Origin of the sequence: Methylorubrum pseudosasae, assembly GCF_029504475.1 — a bacterium.
In the GTDB taxonomy this organism is placed as follows: domain Bacteria; phylum Pseudomonadota; class Alphaproteobacteria; order Rhizobiales; family Beijerinckiaceae; genus Methylobacterium; species Methylobacterium extorquens.
Genome location: NZ_JAQGDU010000001.1, coordinates 40,565 through 55,703 on the forward strand (window position 1 = coordinate 40,565; position 15,139 = coordinate 55,703).

Annotated in this window: 19 protein-coding genes and 1 pseudogene; 8 read left to right on the forward strand and 12 right to left on the reverse strand. The window is 68.2% G+C overall.

Annotated elements, in window-relative coordinates; translation table 11 throughout:
* Positions 1–26: 26 nt before the first annotated feature.
* Together M2437_RS00225 and M2437_RS00230 are read left to right on the forward strand one after the other, a co-directional pair.
* Positions 27–965 carry a helix-turn-helix domain-containing protein gene (locus M2437_RS00225; RefSeq protein ID WP_253374219.1) on the forward strand — a complete coding sequence of 313 codons (939 nt, stop codon included), beginning with the start codon at positions 27–29 and terminating at the stop codon, positions 963–965.
* Between the two features lie 77 nt (positions 966–1,042).
* Positions 1,043–1,516 carry a MarR family winged helix-turn-helix transcriptional regulator gene (locus tag M2437_RS00230; RefSeq protein ID WP_201026749.1) on the forward strand — a complete coding sequence of 158 codons (474 nt, stop codon included), beginning with the start codon at positions 1,043–1,045 and terminating at the stop codon, positions 1,514–1,516.
* Positions 1,517–1,606: 90 nt separating this feature from the next.
* Here M2437_RS00230 and pcaDC read toward each other — a convergent pair whose 3' ends face one another.
* The 7 genes from pcaDC to pobA all read right to left on the reverse strand — a co-directional run bounded on the left by pcaDC (position 1,607) and on the right by pobA (position 8,828).
* Positions 1,607–2,794, reverse strand: a complete 1,188-nt coding sequence (gene pcaDC, locus M2437_RS00235) for a bifunctional 3-oxoadipate enol-lactonase/4-carboxymuconolactone decarboxylase PcaDC (RefSeq protein ID WP_253374220.1) — start codon at positions 2,792–2,794, stop codon at positions 1,607–1,609.
* Positions 2,795–2,822: 28 nt separating this feature from the next.
* Entirely contained in the window at positions 2,823–4,181 is a 1,359-nt protein-coding gene (locus tag M2437_RS00240) for a lyase family protein (RefSeq protein ID WP_253374221.1), read from the reverse strand.
* 2 nt (positions 4,182–4,183) lie between these two features.
* Positions 4,184–5,017 carry a 3-oxoadipate:acetyl-CoA acetyltransferase gene (locus M2437_RS00245; RefSeq protein ID WP_253374222.1) on the reverse strand — a complete coding sequence of 278 codons (834 nt, stop codon included), beginning with the start codon at positions 5,015–5,017 and terminating at the stop codon, positions 4,184–4,186.
* An 82-nt stretch (positions 5,018–5,099) separates the two neighbouring features.
* The gene (gene pcaG / locus M2437_RS00250; protein WP_253374223.1) at positions 5,100–5,813 is read right to left on the reverse strand and encodes a protocatechuate 3,4-dioxygenase subunit alpha; all 714 of its coding nucleotides are present in this window, start codon (positions 5,811–5,813) and stop codon (positions 5,100–5,102) included.
* Position 5,814: 1 nt separating this feature from the next.
* Positions 5,815–6,522 carry a protocatechuate 3,4-dioxygenase subunit beta gene (gene pcaH / locus M2437_RS00255; protein ID WP_253386686.1) on the reverse strand — a complete coding sequence of 236 codons (708 nt, stop codon included), beginning with the start codon at positions 6,520–6,522 and terminating at the stop codon, positions 5,815–5,817.
* Positions 6,523–6,588: 66 nt separating this feature from the next.
* Positions 6,589–7,587: an MFS transporter gene (locus M2437_RS00260; protein WP_253386685.1), complete on the reverse strand. Its 999-nt coding sequence runs from the start codon at positions 7,585–7,587 to the stop codon at positions 6,589–6,591.
* Positions 7,584–8,828: a 4-hydroxybenzoate 3-monooxygenase gene (pobA, locus tag M2437_RS00265; RefSeq protein WP_253374226.1), complete on the reverse strand. Its 1,245-nt coding sequence runs from the start codon at positions 8,826–8,828 to the stop codon at positions 7,584–7,586. The genes M2437_RS00260 and pobA overlap by 4 nt, the downstream gene beginning before the upstream one ends.
* A 138-nt stretch (positions 8,829–8,966) precedes the next feature.
* Here pobA and M2437_RS00270 point away from each other — a divergent pair, with 138 nt between their 5' ends.
* From M2437_RS00270 to M2437_RS00290, 5 genes and pseudogenes are all read left to right on the forward strand, one after another.
* Entirely contained in the window at positions 8,967–9,830 is an 864-nt protein-coding gene (locus tag M2437_RS00270) for a helix-turn-helix domain-containing protein (protein WP_277570165.1), read from the forward strand.
* A gap of 170 nt (positions 9,831–10,000) precedes the next feature.
* Positions 10,001–10,198, forward strand: a pseudogene (locus M2437_RS00275) (transposase); the annotation flags it as partial.
* Between the two features lie 60 nt (positions 10,199–10,258).
* Positions 10,259–10,504: a FitA-like ribbon-helix-helix domain-containing protein gene (locus M2437_RS00280; RefSeq protein WP_437179884.1), complete on the forward strand. Its 246-nt coding sequence runs from the start codon at positions 10,259–10,261 to the stop codon at positions 10,502–10,504.
* A complete protein-coding gene (locus M2437_RS00285; protein ID WP_253374228.1) occupies positions 10,501–10,920 on the forward strand; it encodes a type II toxin-antitoxin system VapC family toxin in 420 nt (139 codons plus the stop codon). Before M2437_RS00280 ends, M2437_RS00285 begins: the two co-directional genes overlap by 4 nt.
* A gap of 52 nt (positions 10,921–10,972) precedes the next feature.
* Positions 10,973–11,233, forward strand: coding sequence for a hypothetical protein (locus M2437_RS00290; protein WP_253374229.1), 261 nt, complete (start codon positions 10,973–10,975; stop codon positions 11,231–11,233).
* Between the two features lie 234 nt (positions 11,234–11,467).
* Here M2437_RS00290 and M2437_RS00295 read toward each other — a convergent pair whose 3' ends face one another.
* The 4 genes from M2437_RS00295 to M2437_RS00310 form a co-directional block, all read right to left on the reverse strand.
* Positions 11,468–11,797 (reverse strand): hypothetical protein, encoded by a 330-nt coding sequence (locus tag M2437_RS00295; protein WP_253386684.1) that lies wholly within the window; start codon positions 11,795–11,797, stop codon positions 11,468–11,470.
* 174 nt (positions 11,798–11,971) lie between these two features.
* Positions 11,972–12,148 (reverse strand): hypothetical protein, encoded by a 177-nt coding sequence (locus M2437_RS00300; RefSeq protein WP_277570164.1) that lies wholly within the window; start codon positions 12,146–12,148, stop codon positions 11,972–11,974.
* Positions 12,149–12,152: 4 nt separating this feature from the next.
* On the reverse strand, positions 12,153–12,539 hold the full coding sequence (locus tag M2437_RS00305) for a type II toxin-antitoxin system VapC family toxin (RefSeq protein WP_253374231.1): 387 nt from the start codon (positions 12,537–12,539) through the stop codon (positions 12,153–12,155).
* On the reverse strand, positions 12,536–12,799 hold the full coding sequence (locus tag M2437_RS00310) for an AbrB/MazE/SpoVT family DNA-binding domain-containing protein (protein ID WP_253374232.1): 264 nt from the start codon (positions 12,797–12,799) through the stop codon (positions 12,536–12,538). Before M2437_RS00310 ends, M2437_RS00305 begins: the two co-directional genes overlap by 4 nt.
* 259 nt (positions 12,800–13,058) lie before the next feature.
* On the opposite strand from M2437_RS00310, the gene M2437_RS00315 reads away from it, so the two are divergent.
* Positions 13,059–13,628 carry a recombinase family protein gene (locus M2437_RS00315; RefSeq protein ID WP_253386682.1) on the forward strand — a complete coding sequence of 190 codons (570 nt, stop codon included), beginning with the start codon at positions 13,059–13,061 and terminating at the stop codon, positions 13,626–13,628.
* Between the two features lie 107 nt (positions 13,629–13,735).
* On the opposite strand, the gene M2437_RS00320 is transcribed toward M2437_RS00315, so the two are convergent.
* Positions 13,736–14,182 (reverse strand): hypothetical protein, encoded by a 447-nt coding sequence (locus tag M2437_RS00320; protein WP_253386681.1) that lies wholly within the window; start codon positions 14,180–14,182, stop codon positions 13,736–13,738.
* Between the last annotated feature and the right edge of the window lie 957 nt (positions 14,183–15,139).

Consider the following 15,139-nt stretch of genomic DNA (forward strand, 5'->3'; position numbering starts at 1 on the left):
GCGCCATGGGGAGGCCAGGACCAGCGATGCAGCCGGACCACACGCGCGCGATTCCCGTCTTCCGCCTCTACGGCGAGGTGGCGGAGGCCGCCGCGCCGAATTTCGTGCACGCCGAGCGGATCGGGCCGAGCGCGCGCCTGCACGACTGGGAGATCGCCGCCCACCGCCACGACCACCTGACCCAGGCTCTCATGGTTACGGAGGGCGGCGGCCAGGTCCGAATCGACGCAGGCAACGACCGCTTCCGGGCGCCCTGGCTGCTCTGGATCCCCGCCGGCACGGTGCACGCCTTTTCGTTCCGGCCGGAGACAGAGGGGGTCGTTCTCTCCCTCTCCGACGACTTCCTGGGGTCCGTCATCACCCACGACCACGAGGCCGCGCGCCTCGACGCGACAGCCGCGGCGGTGTTCAGCGGCCCCCCAGGCGCGCCCGACGAGATCGACATGAACGTGGTCTCGCTGTTCGAGGGCCTGCGGCGCGAGGTCGGCGGCGCGCAGCCGGGCTCGTTCAGCGCTGTGGCGGCGCTGGTCAAGCTTCTGCTCGTCGGCGTCGTACGCACGCACGCCCTGCGTGCCTTCACCGAGCCCGCCGCGGCGGCGCGGGCCGGACTCTACCGACGCTTCCGCCGACTGCTTGAGGCCAATCTCCGGCAGAACTGGCCGGTCGCCCGCTTCGCGGCCGATCTCGGGGTCAGCCCTGACCGCCTTCACGCGGCCTGCACACAGGTCGTGGGTAAGCCGCCGCAGTCGGTGCTGCACGAGCGCCAGATGCTCGAGGCTCAGCGCGCCCTGATCTACACCGCGCTGCCGATCTCGAAGATCGCGTTCGATCTCGGCTTCAACGACCCGGCCTATTTCTCGCGCTTCTTCGCCCAGCGCGCGGGGATCAGTCCGGCCGCCTACCGCAAGCGGAATCGCCCGGCGGACCCCTCTGCCCGAGGCGCCCCGCCCCTGCGCGTCCGGTAACCGGCCCGGCGCGCGTCGGCGTCCGCTTGAACCCTGCTGCCCGCCTCGTTAAGCCACGCCGGTTCGGGAGGCTCCGCGTGGCGAAAGCGACAGAACTGGTTATTGCCCCGGCGGATCTCCAGCCGCGGCTCGGCGCGATCGAGGATCTTGTGGGCTACCATCTCCGGCGGGCCAGCACGGCCGTGCGGAACGACTTTGCCCGCGTCATCGAAGGCAGCGGCATGCGGCAGGTGCTGTTCGGCATCCTGTCGGTCGTCGAGGCCAATCCCGGCATCAACCAAGGGGCGATCGGCCGCGTGCTCGGCATCCACCGCGCCAACATGGTCGTGCTGGTGAACGAGCTGATCGAGAAGGGCTGGATCTCGCGCCGCGCCGACGAGGCCGATCGCCGCGCCTTCGTCCTCGACCTGACCCCCGAGGGACAGGCGGTCTTCGCGGAGGTGCGGCGGCAGCTGCACGCCCACGAAGCGACGCTGCTCGCCGAGCTCGATGCGGCGGAGTGCGCCCAGCTGATCGCGCTCCTGCGCCGCATCGGTAGCAAGGATGCCTGAGCCCTGCACCCGCGCTCACAAGCGGCGCCGGACCGCGACCCGCCCGGCGGCGCGCATCTGCGCCGGGCGGCGCAGGTTCCTGCCCCGGCCTCAGGGGCCGGCATCGGCGGCCTCGCCCAGCGTGTCCCGCACCCAGCGGAAGGCACCGTTGGCGGCCGGGACTCCGGCATAGATCGCCGTCTGCAGGAGCAGGGCCTGCAACTCGTCGAGGTCGAGTCCGTTGGCGAGCGCCGGACGGATATGGAGCTTGAACTCCTCCTCACGCCCCAGCGCCGCCATCAGGGCGAGGGTCACCAGGGAACGCGTCTTCCAGGGCAGGCGCGGATCGCCCCAGATCTCGCCCCAGGCCGTGCGGGTGATGAAGTCCTGCCAGGGTCCGGCAAAGCGCCCGGCCGCCGCCAGGGAGCGCTCGACATGGGCCGTGCCCAGCACGGCCTTGCGATTCTCCAGCCCCTCCGCGAAGGGCACGGCGCCGGTGGCGGCACGGTCGCCGCGCTGCCGGTCGAGGAAGCCGCCAAGATGGGCGGCCGTCGCCTCCGGGTGCTCGACGGCGAGGAGATGAGCGGCGCGCGGTAACAGGACCAGCTCCGCCTGCGGGATGCCCGCACAGATCGCCTCGGCCATCGCGGGCGGCGTCGCCGGGTCGTCGCGCCCGGCGATGACGAGGGTCGGCGCCCCGATGCGGCCGAGCACCGGCCGGAGGTCCATCCGGCCGATCGCCCCGCAGCACACGGCGTAGCCGACCGGATCGCAGGCCACGAAGGCCTCGCGGATCGCCGCGATGGCGGCGGGCGCGTGCGCCGAGAAGCCGGGGGTGAACCAGCGCCCGAGTGTCGCCTCGACGATCGCCGCAGTGCCCTGCGCCCGCACGGTGGCGGCCCGCTCGCCCCAGCTCTCGGGGCTCGGCAGGTGGGCCGAGGTCGCCATCAGGGTGAGGCTCAGGACCCGCTCGGGCGCGGCGGCCGCCGCTGCCTGGACGGTCATGCCACCGAGCGACAGGCCGGCGAGATGCGCCCGTGCGATGCCCAGGGCGTCGAGCAGACCGAGCAGGTCGGCGGCGAGATCTTCGATCCGGGTTTCGGCGTCGCGGGTCGCGGAGCCGCCGTGCCCGCGGGTGTCGTAGCGCAGGATCCGGTAGCGCCCGTGCAGCCGTCTGGCCACGCCGTCCCACATCGCCAGCGTCGTGCCAAGCGAGTTCGAAAGGACGAGGACCGGCGCGCCGCTCGGGCCAGAGAACTCGTAGGTCAGGTCGATATCGTTGATGCGGATCAGGGGCATGCGGGGTCGAGGCTCCGTCTCGGCAGGATCATTGCGATGCAGTCGAATCCGCGCGCGCCGCGATCTGTGCGAGCGCACGGTCGGTGGCCGCCGCTGCGGCGGCGACGGGGTGCGTGAGGTCGAAGGCGGCGCCGAGATCGATGCCCTGCGCCTCCGGCATCGCCGCGAGCACGGTGTGCAGGTCGCGGCCGGAAGCGTGCACCTCGGCGCAGGCGCGCTCCACCAGGGCGTGCGCCGCCGCGCCGCCGCAGCGGCGCGCGCAGGCCGCGGCCGCGGCATCGGCGAAGAGCAGGCCCCGCGTGAGATCGAGGTTGCGGCGCATCCGTCCGGGATCGACGACGAGCCCCTCTGCCACCGCCCGCGCCTCGCGCAACGCCCCGGAGGCGAGACCGAAGAGCTGGGGCAGGGCATGCCACTCGGCATGCCAAGCGCCGGCCGGCCGCTCGTGAGCAGCGGCCATCGTGTCGAGGAGCGTGCCCGCATGGCCCTTGGCGGCCCCGAAGGCGGCCAGGATGACGGTGGCGGAGACGGGGTTGCGCTTGTGCGGCATCGCCGAGGAGCCGCCCCGGCCGGGCACGAAGGGCTCGGACACTTCCGCCACCTCCGTCGAGGCGAGATGGGCGATGTCGCCCGCACATTTCGCCAGCGCCCCGAGAAGGCGGGCGAGCCAGCCTCCGGCCTCGGCGATGCGGGCGCGGCGGGTGTGCCAGGCGACCGTCTCGGGGCCGAGGCCGAGATGCCGGGCATAGGCGGTGGCCACGGCCTCGGCCTGCCCGCCGAGAGCGCCGAGCGTGCCGACGGGACCGCCGAGCGAGGCGGTGAGCACGCGCGCCCGGAGGCCCGGCAGTTGGTCGGTGACCTCCGCAAGGCCGAGCGCCCAGGTCGCCGCCTTGTAGCCGAAGCAGATCGGCGCGGCGTGCTGGCCGTAGGTGCGGCCGACGCAGGGGGTGGCGCGGTACTCCGTGGCGAGGCGCACGAGCCCGGCGACAACGGCCTCGCTCTCGGCCGCGATCAGGTCGAACCCCGACCGCATCTGCAGGACGAGGGCGGTGTCGGCGATGTCCTGGGTGGTGGCGCCCTTGTGGAAGGCCGGCTCCAGCTCGGGCGGCAGGCGCCTGCGCACGGCCGCGACGAACGGGATCACCGGCACCCCCGCCAGCGCGGTGCCGGCCGCCAGCGCGTCGATATCGAGCGTCTCCGGCGCGATCGCCGCGATGGCGTCGGCGAGGGCCGCCGGCGCGAGGCCGACCTCTGCCTCGGCCCGGGCGAGCGCCGCCTCGGCCCGCAGCATCCCGGCGAGGCGCGCCGCGTCCGAGAAGGCCTCGCGCATCGCCGCGCTCGCGAAGAGCGGCCCAAGCAGGCCCGAATCGAGGGCAGAGAAGCTCATCCTCAGGCCGCGAGCCGGAGGGCGGCGCGGGCCTCGGCGGGCGTCGCCGGACGCCGGCCGTGCCGCTGCACGGCCTCGACCGCGAGCCCGACGAGCTCGGCGTTGCTCGCCGCCAGCCGGTCCTTCGTGACCCGGATGTTGTCCTCGAGTCCGGTGCGCACCGCGTCCGCCCCGCGCGCCAGCGCCCAGTCCATCACCACCGCTTGGCTGCGGCCGATCCCGGCCGCCGTCCAGGTCGCCCCGGGGATGACCCGGCGGGTCTCGCAGAGCAGCAGGTCGAGCAGGTGCTCCTCGGCCGGCATCGCGTTCTGCACACCCATCACGAACTGCACGTGGGGGTGCGGGTCCATCAGCCCGGCCGCGATCAGGCGCCCGGCCCCATGGATGTGCGAGAGGTCAAAGATCTCGATCTCGGGCCGCACGCCGTGGCCCTTCATCTGCGTCGCCAGATCGGTCACCAGGGTGGTGTGGTTCTCGTAGACGATGCTCGGGAAGTTGACCGAACCGGTCGAGAGCGAGGCCATGTCGGGCCGGTGCCGGAGCGACAGCCCGCGGCTCGCCGGGTCGCGCCCGCGCCCGCCGGTGGAGAACTGCACGATCATCCCGGGGCAGTGGCGGCGCAGCCCCTCCTGCACGGCGGCGAACCGGTCCGGATCGGACGAGGGAGTCTCGTCGTCGTTGCGGACGTGGATATGGGCCAGCGTCGCGCCGGCCTCGAAGGCCTGATGGGTCGATTCGATCTGCTCCGCGACCGCAATCGGCACGGCCGGGTTGTCGGCCTTGCGCGGCACCGAGCCGGTGATCGCCACCGCGACGACGACGGAATTGCTGCTCATCTCTCTTGCCTCACGACCTTGCCTCACGAACTTGCCTCAGGCTTTCGCCTCACCACTCCCGCCCCATGACGCGTCTCCCGCCTCACAGCGCGAAGAACACGGTCTCGTCCGCCCCGCACAGCACGATGTCGAACCGATAGGTCGGCGGTGCCTCGGCGACGCGCGGGGCGATGAGCGTGCGGCGGCGCGCCTCCGGCACCAGGGCGAGGATCGGGTCCGCGTCGTTGTCGGTCCCGTCGGCGAAGTACATCCGTGTGGCGAGCCGCTTCAGCAGGCCGCGGCCGAAGACCCCGATGGCGAGATGGGGCGCCTGCCAGCGGTTGCTCTCGACCGCGACCGGCACACGGCCCGGCCGCAGGGTGAGGAAGCGGAAGCCGCCCGCGGCATCGACCGCCGCTCGCCCGAAGCCGATGAAGCCCGGATCGAGGGGGATCTCCGCCCGGGTGTCGGCGGCGCCGTGGTAGCGGCCGGCGGCGTTGGCACCCCAGATCTCGATCATCGCGTCGGTGACCGGCTCGCCCGCCCCGTCCCGCACCGTACCGACGACGGAGACGATCTCGCCCGTCACCGGCCCGCGCGGGGGGGCTAGGTGGAGGACGTCATGCTCCTCCGGAAACAGGTCGAGGCGCGCGCCGATGTCGGAAGCGCCGACGAGGTCGGCGCCCCCCTTCCAGGGCAGGCCGTAATGGAAGAACGGACCAACCGTCTGCGAGGGCGTCTGGCCGAACAAGGCTGGGTCCTGGTTGTCGGCGCGGGGAGCGGCGTTGCGGGGCAGGCCTTCGAGGGCGTCGGTCATCTCAATGCTCCCACGGCGTGGCGTCGCGCCCGCGCAGCACGATGTCGAAGATGTAGCCGAGGGCGTAATCCGGCTGCGTCGTGTCGATGTCGAAGCGCGCGACGAGGCGGTTGCGGTAGGGCATCGGCACGGCATTGGCGATCGGGTCGATCTCGATGAGCGGGTCGTCGGGGAAGTAGAGCTGCGTCACCAGCCGGGTGGCGAAGGCCGGCCCAAGCAGGGACAGGTGGATATGGGCCGGGCGCCAGGCGTTGCGGTGGTTGCCCCATGGATAGGCTCCGGGCCGGATCGTGGTGAAGCGGTAGCGCCCCTGCGCATCGGTGACGACCCGGCCGGTGCCGGTGAAGTTCGGATCGAGCGGCGCATCCCACTGATCGCGTCGGTGGATGTAGCGGCCGGCGGCGTTGGCCTGCCAGACCTCGACCACCGTGTCAGGCACGGGCCGCGCCGCCTCGTCGAGAACGCGGCCGGTGACCACGATGCGCTGACCGATCGCCACGCCCGGCCCCCGGTCGTGGCGGGTCAGGTCGGCGATGGCCGGGCCCATCAGGGCCTCCCAGGTCCCGGCCGGCCCGGTGGTCTCGGTAAGCGTGTGGGGGATTCGCACCAGCGGCTCGCGCGGGCTGCGCAGAACGGTCGAGCGGTAGGCGGGGAACAGCGAGGGCGGCTGGCCCGCATCCCGCGGGTGGTCGAACGTGGCGTCGGACATCGAAATCCTCGGGTCGCGTGAGGGCTGGGCGGCGCGGGCGGCCGGTGGGGCGACCCGCGCCGCCGGTCAGTGGCCGAGGGCGGCGGCGCGGGCCGGGGCCGCGCCGCGGCGGGCGTTGCGTTTGGTGGCGACGGCGGCGGCCGCGAGCAGGGCCGGAACCGCGACTAACGCGAAGGTCACCGGCAGGCTCGTCCCGGCAAGTTCCGCCACCAGGAAGGAGCCGGCGATGCCGCCGAACCGGTCGATCCCCATCAAATAGGCGGCCCACAGCATGACCAATCCGATCCGGTAGGCCGGCGAGAGGACGAGGCGGAGGCCGGCCGGCCGGCCGGGCCCCGCGGCCGCCGCGCCGAGGTCGTAGCCGGCGGCCGGTCCAGTCCCGGGGGCGATCAGGCGGAGCACCGCGTGGATGCGGGCCGGCGCCGCGCCGCGGGCCACGAGGTAGCGCACAGATTCCGGCAACAGCAGCGCCAGCAGCGCAGCCAGGGCCAGCGGCGCGGCGCCGCCGAGCAGGAGCACGCTGCGCCACCCCAGCGTCGGGATCATCCAGGCGGCGAGGAAGCCGCCGAGCGCCGCGCCGAGGGGGAAGCCCGAGAACATCATGTTGGTGAGCAGCGCCCGGCGCCGGACCGGGCCGTACTCGCTCGTCAGCGTCACGGCGTTCGGTATCGCCGCCCCGAGGCCGAGCCCGGTGAGGAAGCGCAGGGCCGCGAGTTGCGGGAGATCAGCCTCGAAGGCGGAAGCAAGGCAGGCCAAGCCGAGTTCGACCACCGCTGCGACCAGCACCGCCTTGCGCCCGTAGCGGTCAGCCAGCGGCCCCGCTGCCAGCGCACCCATCGCGAGGCCGAACAGGGCGGCGCTCAGCACCGGGGCGAGCGCGGCGCGGCCCACGCCCCACTCGGTCATCAGCGAGGGCGCGATGTAGCCGATGGCCGCGGTGTCGAACCCGTCGAGGAGCACCACGAGGAAGCAGAGGAGAAAGGTCAGGACCTGCGCCGCGCCGATCGGGCGGGCGTCGATCAGGGCGGGGACATCGAGGATCCCGGCGGCGCTCTCGTGGCTCATGCGCACATCCCGCGCAGGTTCGCGCTCGGGGCCGAGAAAAAGTCCGCAACAGAGGTCGAGACCGGGGGGGGATCGAGGGGCAGGCCGACATAGTTCTCGGCCAGCACCGTCTGGGCGGCGCGCGAGGTGCCGAGATAGGCGAGCTCCGCCAGCTGCATACGCCGGTCGAAGCCGGTCTCCTCGGGGAAGCGGTGCATCAGGCGGGTGAACCACCACGAGAACCGCTCCGCCTTCCACACCCGCGCCAGCGCCCGCGCCGAGTAGCCGTCGAGACCCGAACCCGTGCCGCGGGCGTAGAAGGCCTCCAGCGCCTCGGCCAGCATCACCACGTCCGAGACGGCGAGGTTGAGGCCCTTGGCGCCGGTGGGCGGCACGATGTGGGCGGCATCCCCGGCCAGGAACAGCCGGCCCCAGCGCATCGGCTCGCCGACGAAACTGCGCAGGGGCGCAATGCTTTTCTCGAAGGCGGGGCCGCGCACGATCCCGCCCGCGATGCCGGGGCCGAGGCGCAAGCAGAGCTCGTCCCAGAAACGTGTGTCCGGCCAGTCCTCCGGACGCTCGTCGATGCCGCACTGGATGTAGTAGCGGCTGCGTGTCGCCGAGCGCATGCTGGCGAGCGCGAAGCCGTTGGCGTGACTCGCGTAGACGAGCTCGTGCGCGGCGGGAGGCACGTCCGTGAGGATGCCGAGCCAGCCGAAGGGGTAGATCCGCTCGAAGGTTCTCAGCACGTCCGCCGGGATCGACCGGCGGGAGATGCCGTGGAAGCCGTCGCAGCCCGCAACGTAGTCGCAGACGAGGTGCTGCGGGCCCGCGGGCGTGCGGTAGGTCAGGCTCGGGGCGGCGCCGTCGAGATCGTGCAGGCGCAGGTCCTGGGCCTCGTACACCACCGCGAGGCCCCGCGCCTCGCCCGCATCGAAGAGGTCGCGCATCACCTCCTGCTGGCCGTAGACCGTGACTGCGGCGCCGGTCAGCGCGGCCATGTCGATGCGGAAGCTCTCGCCGTCCACCGCGAGGTTGGCGCCCGTGTGGACGAGGCCCTCGCTGCGCAGGCGCCCGTCGAGGCCGAGCCGCGCGAGCACGTCCACGGTGCCCTGCTCCAGCACGCCGGCACGCACGCGGCCCTCGACGTAGTCGCGCGTGCGGCGCTCCACCACGACGCTGGCGATGCCGGCCGCGTGCAGCAGATGCGCCAAGACCATCCCGGCCGGCCCGGCACCGACGATCGCGACCTGCGTGCGCATGGCCGGCCCTCCCTGATCCGTGACGGTCGATCCGCACCGGCTTGTGCAGGATCTTGCCGATGCCGGCGCCGCGCGGGTATGGAGGCGGCGGCGTTTTTCTTGTACTTTTGTGCCGTTTATCGAAAGGCCGCGTGCCCCATGCCGAAACCTGTCGTGCCCCGGTATTTCCTTTACGGCGAGCCACCGCAGACTGCGGATGACGGGTTTCTGCACCTCGAAGACCTGGACGATCGCAGCCGCCCGGCGGCCTGGCGGATTCGTCCGCACGCCCATGCCGACCTGCACCAAGTGTTCTGCATCCGGTACGGCCGCGGCACCGTCACGGCCGAGGGCGAGGAGACCGCTTTCGCGGCACCCTGTGCGCTGGTCGTCCCGGCGGGCGTGGTGCACGGCTTCGTCTACGAGGCGGGCAGCACCGGCCGCGTCCTCACCGTCTCGGACGCGGTCCTGCGCGGGCTCGGGCGGGACGAGCGCGCCTTTGCGGCCCTGTTCGAGGGGGTGCGCTGCCTCGCTCTGGACGGAACCGCGCACCTCGATGCGGCGCTCGACGGGCTGGACCGCGAGCGGGCCAGCGCGGCCCCGGCCCAGCGGGCCGCCCTGAAAGCGCATCTCACGCTGCTCCTCGTCGAACTGGCGCGCCTTGCCGACGCGCGGGCGGCCGATGGTCCCACTCGCCTGGCCGCCCATGCAAGGATCGTCGCCCGCTTCCGAGCGGCGATCGAGGAGCATTACCGCGCCGGCCTCAGCCTGGAGCAGTACTGCAACCGGATCGGCACCACGGTCGGGCGTCTGCGCGTCGCCTGCCGGGCTGTGGCCGGCGCGACGCCGGGCCAGCTCATCGCCGACCGGGTCATCCTGGAGGCCAAGCGCTCCCTGCGCTACTCCGACCTGCCGGTGGCGGAGATCGCCTACGACCTCGGCTTCCACGACCCTGCGTATTTCTCGCGCTACTTCTCGCGCGTCACAGGATCGAGCCCCTCCGCATTCCGTCGTGCCGACTGAGGTAGCGGCGGCTGGGTCAGGTGATTCTCCGCGCGTCCTGTACAGACCCAGTGAAGACTGATTCGATATGGCTGCCCGACCGACGTCCCCCTTGACCCTGACCCATCAAACTGGTCCGCGCTGAGCGCAAGTTTTTCGGGCATCCTGAACCCTGAAGGAGGGTGGATGCCATGCCTCGCAAACGCTTCACGATTGAACAGATCGCCTTCGCCCTGCGACAGGCGGAGAACGGCGCGACGGTGGACGAGGTCTGCCGGAAGATGGGCGTATCCGAGCCGACCTTTTATCGCTGGAAGAAGCAGTTCGTCGGCATGGGCGTGCCGGAGATCCGACGGCTCAAGCAACTGGAGGACGAGAACGGCAAGCTCAACTGGCCCCACTTTGTGGGAGGAATTTCGTATGCTATCATGATAGCAAGAGGAGATGCCATGGCCCAAATTCTTGTCCGCGACATCGATAACGGTGTGAAGGAACGCTTGCAGCAGCGCGCTGCCCGGAACGGTCGCAGCATGGAGGCCGAGTTGCGCGACATCCTGCGCTCCGCCGCCGCCGAGGATGAACTAACCACGGGGTTGGGGACGCAGATCGCGTCCCTCTTCGAAGAAATCGGCCTGAAGCCCGACGAGGAACTGACCCAGTTCCGCGGGCACAGCCTCGCTGATCCCTTCGCATGATCATCCTCGACACGAACGTCGTATCCGGTCTGATGCGCGCGTCGTCGGATCCGATTCTCGTCAGTTGGCTCGACAGCCAACCCAGAAACTCCGTCTGGATCACCACGATTACCGTCCTCGAGATCCAGTTCGGCCTCGACCTCATGCCGGATGGCCGGCGCGCCGCAGGCCTGCGCACTGCGTTCGATCGCCTCGTCGCAGAAATGCTCCAAAGGAGGATCGCCCCGTTCGATGCCGCTGCGGCCGGCGAGACGGCAACCCTCATGGCGGCTCGACAGAGACGGGGCCAACCGCAAGAGCTGCGCGACAGCATGATCGCTGGTACCGCCATCGCGCGGCGGGCCACCCTCGCAACCCGCAACGTCCGGCACTTCCCCGACCTGGTCGTACCTCCCGTCAATCCCTGGGACGAGTGAGGCGGTCCCGCCTAAAATCCCACGCTTTAAAACGTACCACATCCGCCAGGACGTGACGCGGCTGCCGGCCGGCAGCGACGCCCGCTGGCGGGCCGATTACCGCCAGGCGCAGTACGAGCGAGCCTTGATCGGTATCCAAACCGACCTGCTCGGCGGGCCGGTCGTCGAGGTGTTCCGCGCCTCGCCCAAACAGCCGGCACCGCCGGCCTGGACCCCCAACTACGAGGTGAAGTTCTTCCACGATCTGTCCCCCGAGCAACAGGGGCGGCGGCTCGCTACCGACCCCCAGACGCCCTTCGCCCGCACCATCTGAAGGCCTTCCCGCCTCGCCGTGGAGGCGTAGCTGAACAAGGGAGTCCTGAGGTCGGTCGGTTCCGAGGATACGTCGGCGTTGCTTGGTCCGACGAGGCGAGTGATCGGGGGGATATAACCCGCCTCGTCGGTTCTCCTCGGCGCGAACGCGGAGGCCGAGCGGCACCGTAGACAGCAGTCCCTCTCAGTCAACGAGGGTTCACAACCTTTGTTCGTTTTTACAGCGTATGCCGCCTCAAGCTGTTGTGGCTCGGCGGTTGATGTTGATGGATGAAACGTCCAGCGTGAGCCCGGCCGGCGTGATCCGGAGGTGCGTCGGAGGATCTCCATCGAGCAGGCCACGCTTGACGAGGCCGCGGCAGATCCCGAGGGCCACAAGGTAGTCGAGCGGGCAGATGCCCCAGGGCGCGTGAAAATCGAACGTCTCCTTCGGATGCTGCTGGCCGTAGGCCACCATCCGCAGGGCCGACAGGGAGAGCGGCTTCGGCTCCTTGCTCCGCGGCCGCGTCGGCGGCTCGCCCCGCAGGAGGCGAGCGACCTTCCGGCCGTCGGTCGTCAGGCGCACTGTGAGGGATCTGATGGGCCAGCGGCTGCGCGTGTCAATCAGGCCGGTATGGGCGTAGCTCGTGCTCAGAAGACCGCGCTCGGCCAACGCCGCCCAGGTGGCGCCGGTGCCCTAGCTGACCATGCCGGACTCGGCCAGCTTGGCCCGCAGCAGCCGAGATCCCGGCCCGTCGAGTCATCTGTGGCCAACGGGGCCATACTCGATCCAGCGCCACTGCCGAGCCGGCGGCCCGCCAGGTCGCTGGTGGGAGGCCTCGCGGGCCTGATCCTCATCGTAAGCCGCGAGCAGATTGGCCTGCTGCCGCTCGTTCAGCCCAGTCGCGATCGCTGCGAGGGCCGCGGCGCCCGCCATCGCCTCAACGTACCAGCTCGACCACGAGGCCGGGGATCTTCAGCTTCGCCCAGGCCCGATCGGTGGTGAGGACCGGCACGCCGAGCTTTATCGCGAGCGCCATGCAGCTCCGGTCACCGAGCCCACTGCCGTGCTGTCGCGTCGCCTCCGTGATCTGCGCGGCGGCGAAGGCGGCCTCGCGATCATGCGAGTACAGATCGAGGCGCAACTCCTGCACCACCTCCTCAATCACCGGGAGCGCCAACCCGCGCAGGATCAGGGCCTTGACGAGTTCCTGAAGATTGACGGCTGACATGGCGGCCTGACCGACACGCGCGGCGACCACGGCCGCTCCCGGCTCGCTGCGCAGGAGCGCGATCACGGCAGAGGTATCGAAGACGACGGCGCTCACGCTTTGGCACCCACGGTGTCGCTGTCATCCGCGCGCCGCTCTTCCAGGAACGAGGCGGCGTCGGCATCGTCTTTGACATGCTCGCGGTACAAAGCCTGGAGCTTGGTAACGACGTTCGCGATCGGAGACAGACGAACCTCGGTGCCATCGACCGTCACAATGATCCGCGTCTCGCCGGATACGCCCATCGCCTCGCGGACCGCCTGAGGTAGAACCATGCGGCCGTTAGCGGCCAATTTTACATCAGTGACAAACGACATTAGAGGGCCACCGCTTTATTGGGTTCAAACAATCATATCGTTTCGATCACGCACTGTCATCTATGCTCGAATGACAGTGCGACGGATATGCGCCATGGCGACTAAGTGTCACTCCGTCATCAGAGGATGACTTTCGCGCCTCAAAAGGGTATACCCGAATGAGGCGTGGCCGTGAGACGCGGGAAGGTGTCTCATTAGGGTTCCTTTTCGGGTTTTTGGACGCTAAGCACGATGGGTCTAGACCCGCACGGGACGTTTCATGGCTCGCATCGGCTACGCACGCGTCTCCACCCTCGATCAGGACCTCTCGATCCAGCTCGAAGCCCTTAAGGCCGCCGGCTGCGACCCGATCCGGGCCGAGAAGGCCTCCGGCACCTCGACCAGCGGCCGCACCGAACTGTCGATCGTGCTGGACTTCATCGGCAAGGGCGACACCCTCGTCGTCACACGCATCGATCGCCTCGCCCGCTCCATCGGCGATCTGCAGGACATCGTGCGCTCCCTGAAGGCCAAAGGAGCTCGCCTGCAAGCGACCGAGCAGCCGATCGACACCGGCACGGCTGCTGGCAAGGCCTTCCTCGACATGCTCGGGGTTTTCGCCGAGTTCGAGACCAACCTGAGGCGCGAGCGCCAGATGGAGGGGATCGCCAAGGCTAAGGCCGCCGGCGTCTACAAGGGCCGTCCCACCTCGATCGACCCTGCCAAGGTGCGCGCTCTGAAGGCCGAAGGCCTGGGCCCGGCCGAAATCGCGCGCCGCCTCGGGATCGCCAGGGCCAGCGTCTACCGCGCACTCGGCACGAACGGCCCAGACGATGCCACCGATCAATGAATGTGAGGGCGCGTCCCTGCGTATCCTATAAAATGTTTTGAGTGAAAACCTTCGCGTCGGCAGCAGGGGAGGGGGCTTTCACCATCTCTCGTCTTACATCTATAAAATCACTTTGAGTGTTCTGACATTTTCTTTCGCGCTGCTGCGATGATCAGGTTGCGTTCATGTGCGCGTTCTTTTCTCCGTAGCCGAATTGCCGATATTGCTACGATCGTAATGGCGATCATTAGTCCTGTCATAGAGTAAAACAGCATCGTCAAATCAACGCCGCGTCTTGTCTTGCGTGCGGCATTCATGGATTGCATAAAAAATCCTGCTCCATAATTTGTTGCTAGAATGGCTGATGCTGTGATGAGAAATCGTATCGCGGTCTTAAACCCTTGTTCGATGCAGAGATATATTACGTAAATAATCGGAATCGCGAAGGGGCCAATAAATATGATTATTGTTGAAAAAGGGTGGGCGATATATATAGCTGCGAGAGCAAGTACTTGGATTAATGTTATAATCAGGCCTATGGTCCCAATGATGTAGAGAATAATTGTCTCGACCATATCCGAATACTCTTTAGGTGAGCCGGTTAGGCGCGTCCCTGCGGGACCGTTCTCTACTCGCTCCGCTCCCCGAACCCCGTGACCGGGTTTCGGCCCTGCGGGTGACGATCACATCGCGCGGGCTCGCGTCGAGGATCAGGGCGATCCGCGACCGTGCAGCAGCTTCACTTTGACTGCCTGGGACCCGGATGCGAGGTGCTCCCTTTGAAGAGCGCCTCAGTGTCCACAATATAACGAACATCAGAAGGCCTGATGAGGCCGAGATATTCCGCCATTTTACTTCTCCTCAAAATCTGACACGAATTTCACAGTCTGATTTTTTATATCTACGAAGCTGTCGAGATGTTGAGTTCCAAAAGTAATTTTCCATCTTTGGCCTTTTTTTTACAAAATATAATTGGCAAGATGGGCTTGGAAATAATTCGCTTTTTCTATCACAAATTATAAATTCCACGTCCATAGTGGCCATGTCTTGATCGGGGACATATATGTCTTTATTGGACTCGGTAGTGTACCAAGTCATGTTTTCGTTAATTCGCTTCCGCGAAGTAAAATTATAGTCCCGACCCGGAAATTGACGGTTCGGTCCATACAATCGGTTCCACAGATCTGCTGCGGTATCGTTTTGAAATTCTGTTATCAGAATCAGAATATAATTATTCCAACCGGCGAATATTTTATTAAAAGGCAAAAAACTGTCTAGTGTTACGTCAAATCCGAGTTCTTTTTCGCCTGCGGCGTTGTATGATTTGCGTATTTTATATCGAATGCCACTTACCTGAGCGTATTGATATCCACCCTTCGCCCACGCGCAATATGCGGCTCCCAAGACTAGCGATGAAATTGCGACACGGATTAAAGCTGACTTTTTCATAATAGATCTAACGGTGACCAAGTGCGCCGCGAAATCCTGACGGTCGTTCGAGGAGTGTCGTCCATAAGCACGAAGCTGAAAAT

Coding starts and splice junctions, on each gene's coding strand:
- M2437_RS00225 (WP_253374219.1), top strand. CDS start 27: ATGCAGCCGGACCACACGCGCGCGATTCCCGTCTTCCGCCTCTACGGC.
- pcaDC (WP_253374220.1), bottom strand. CDS start 2,794: ATGCCCCTGATCCGCATCAACGATATCGACCTGACCTACGAGTTCTCT.
- M2437_RS00240 (WP_253374221.1), bottom strand. CDS start 4,181: ATGAGCTTCTCTGCCCTCGATTCGGGCCTGCTTGGGCCGCTCTTCGCG.
- M2437_RS00245 (WP_253374222.1), bottom strand. CDS start 5,017: ATGAGCAGCAATTCCGTCGTCGTCGCGGTGGCGATCACCGGCTCGGTG.
- pcaG (WP_253374223.1), bottom strand. CDS start 5,813: ATGACCGACGCCCTCGAAGGCCTGCCCCGCAACGCCGCTCCCCGCGCC.
- pcaH (WP_253386686.1), bottom strand. CDS start 6,522: ATGTCCGACGCCACGTTCGACCACCCGCGGGATGCGGGCCAGCCGCCC.
- M2437_RS00260 (WP_253386685.1), bottom strand. CDS start 7,587: ATGAGCCACGAGAGCGCCGCCGGGATCCTCGATGTCCCCGCCCTGATC.
- pobA (WP_253374226.1), bottom strand. CDS start 8,828: ATGCGCACGCAGGTCGCGATCGTCGGTGCCGGGCCGGCCGGGATGGTC.
- M2437_RS00270 (WP_277570165.1), top strand. CDS start 8,967: ATGCCGAAACCTGTCGTGCCCCGGTATTTCCTTTACGGCGAGCCACCG.
- M2437_RS00280 (WP_437179884.1), top strand. CDS start 10,259: ATGGCCCAAATTCTTGTCCGCGACATCGATAACGGTGTGAAGGAACGC.
- M2437_RS00285 (WP_253374228.1), top strand. CDS start 10,501: ATGATCATCCTCGACACGAACGTCGTATCCGGTCTGATGCGCGCGTCG.
- M2437_RS00300 (WP_277570164.1), bottom strand. CDS start 12,148: ATGGCGGGCGCCGCGGCCCTCGCAGCGATCGCGACTGGGCTGAACGAG.
- M2437_RS00310 (WP_253374232.1), bottom strand. CDS start 12,799: ATGTCGTTTGTCACTGATGTAAAATTGGCCGCTAACGGCCGCATGGTT.
- M2437_RS00315 (WP_253386682.1), top strand. CDS start 13,059: ATGGCTCGCATCGGCTACGCACGCGTCTCCACCCTCGATCAGGACCTC.
- M2437_RS00320 (WP_253386681.1), bottom strand. CDS start 14,182: ATGGTCGAGACAATTATTCTCTACATCATTGGGACCATAGGCCTGATT.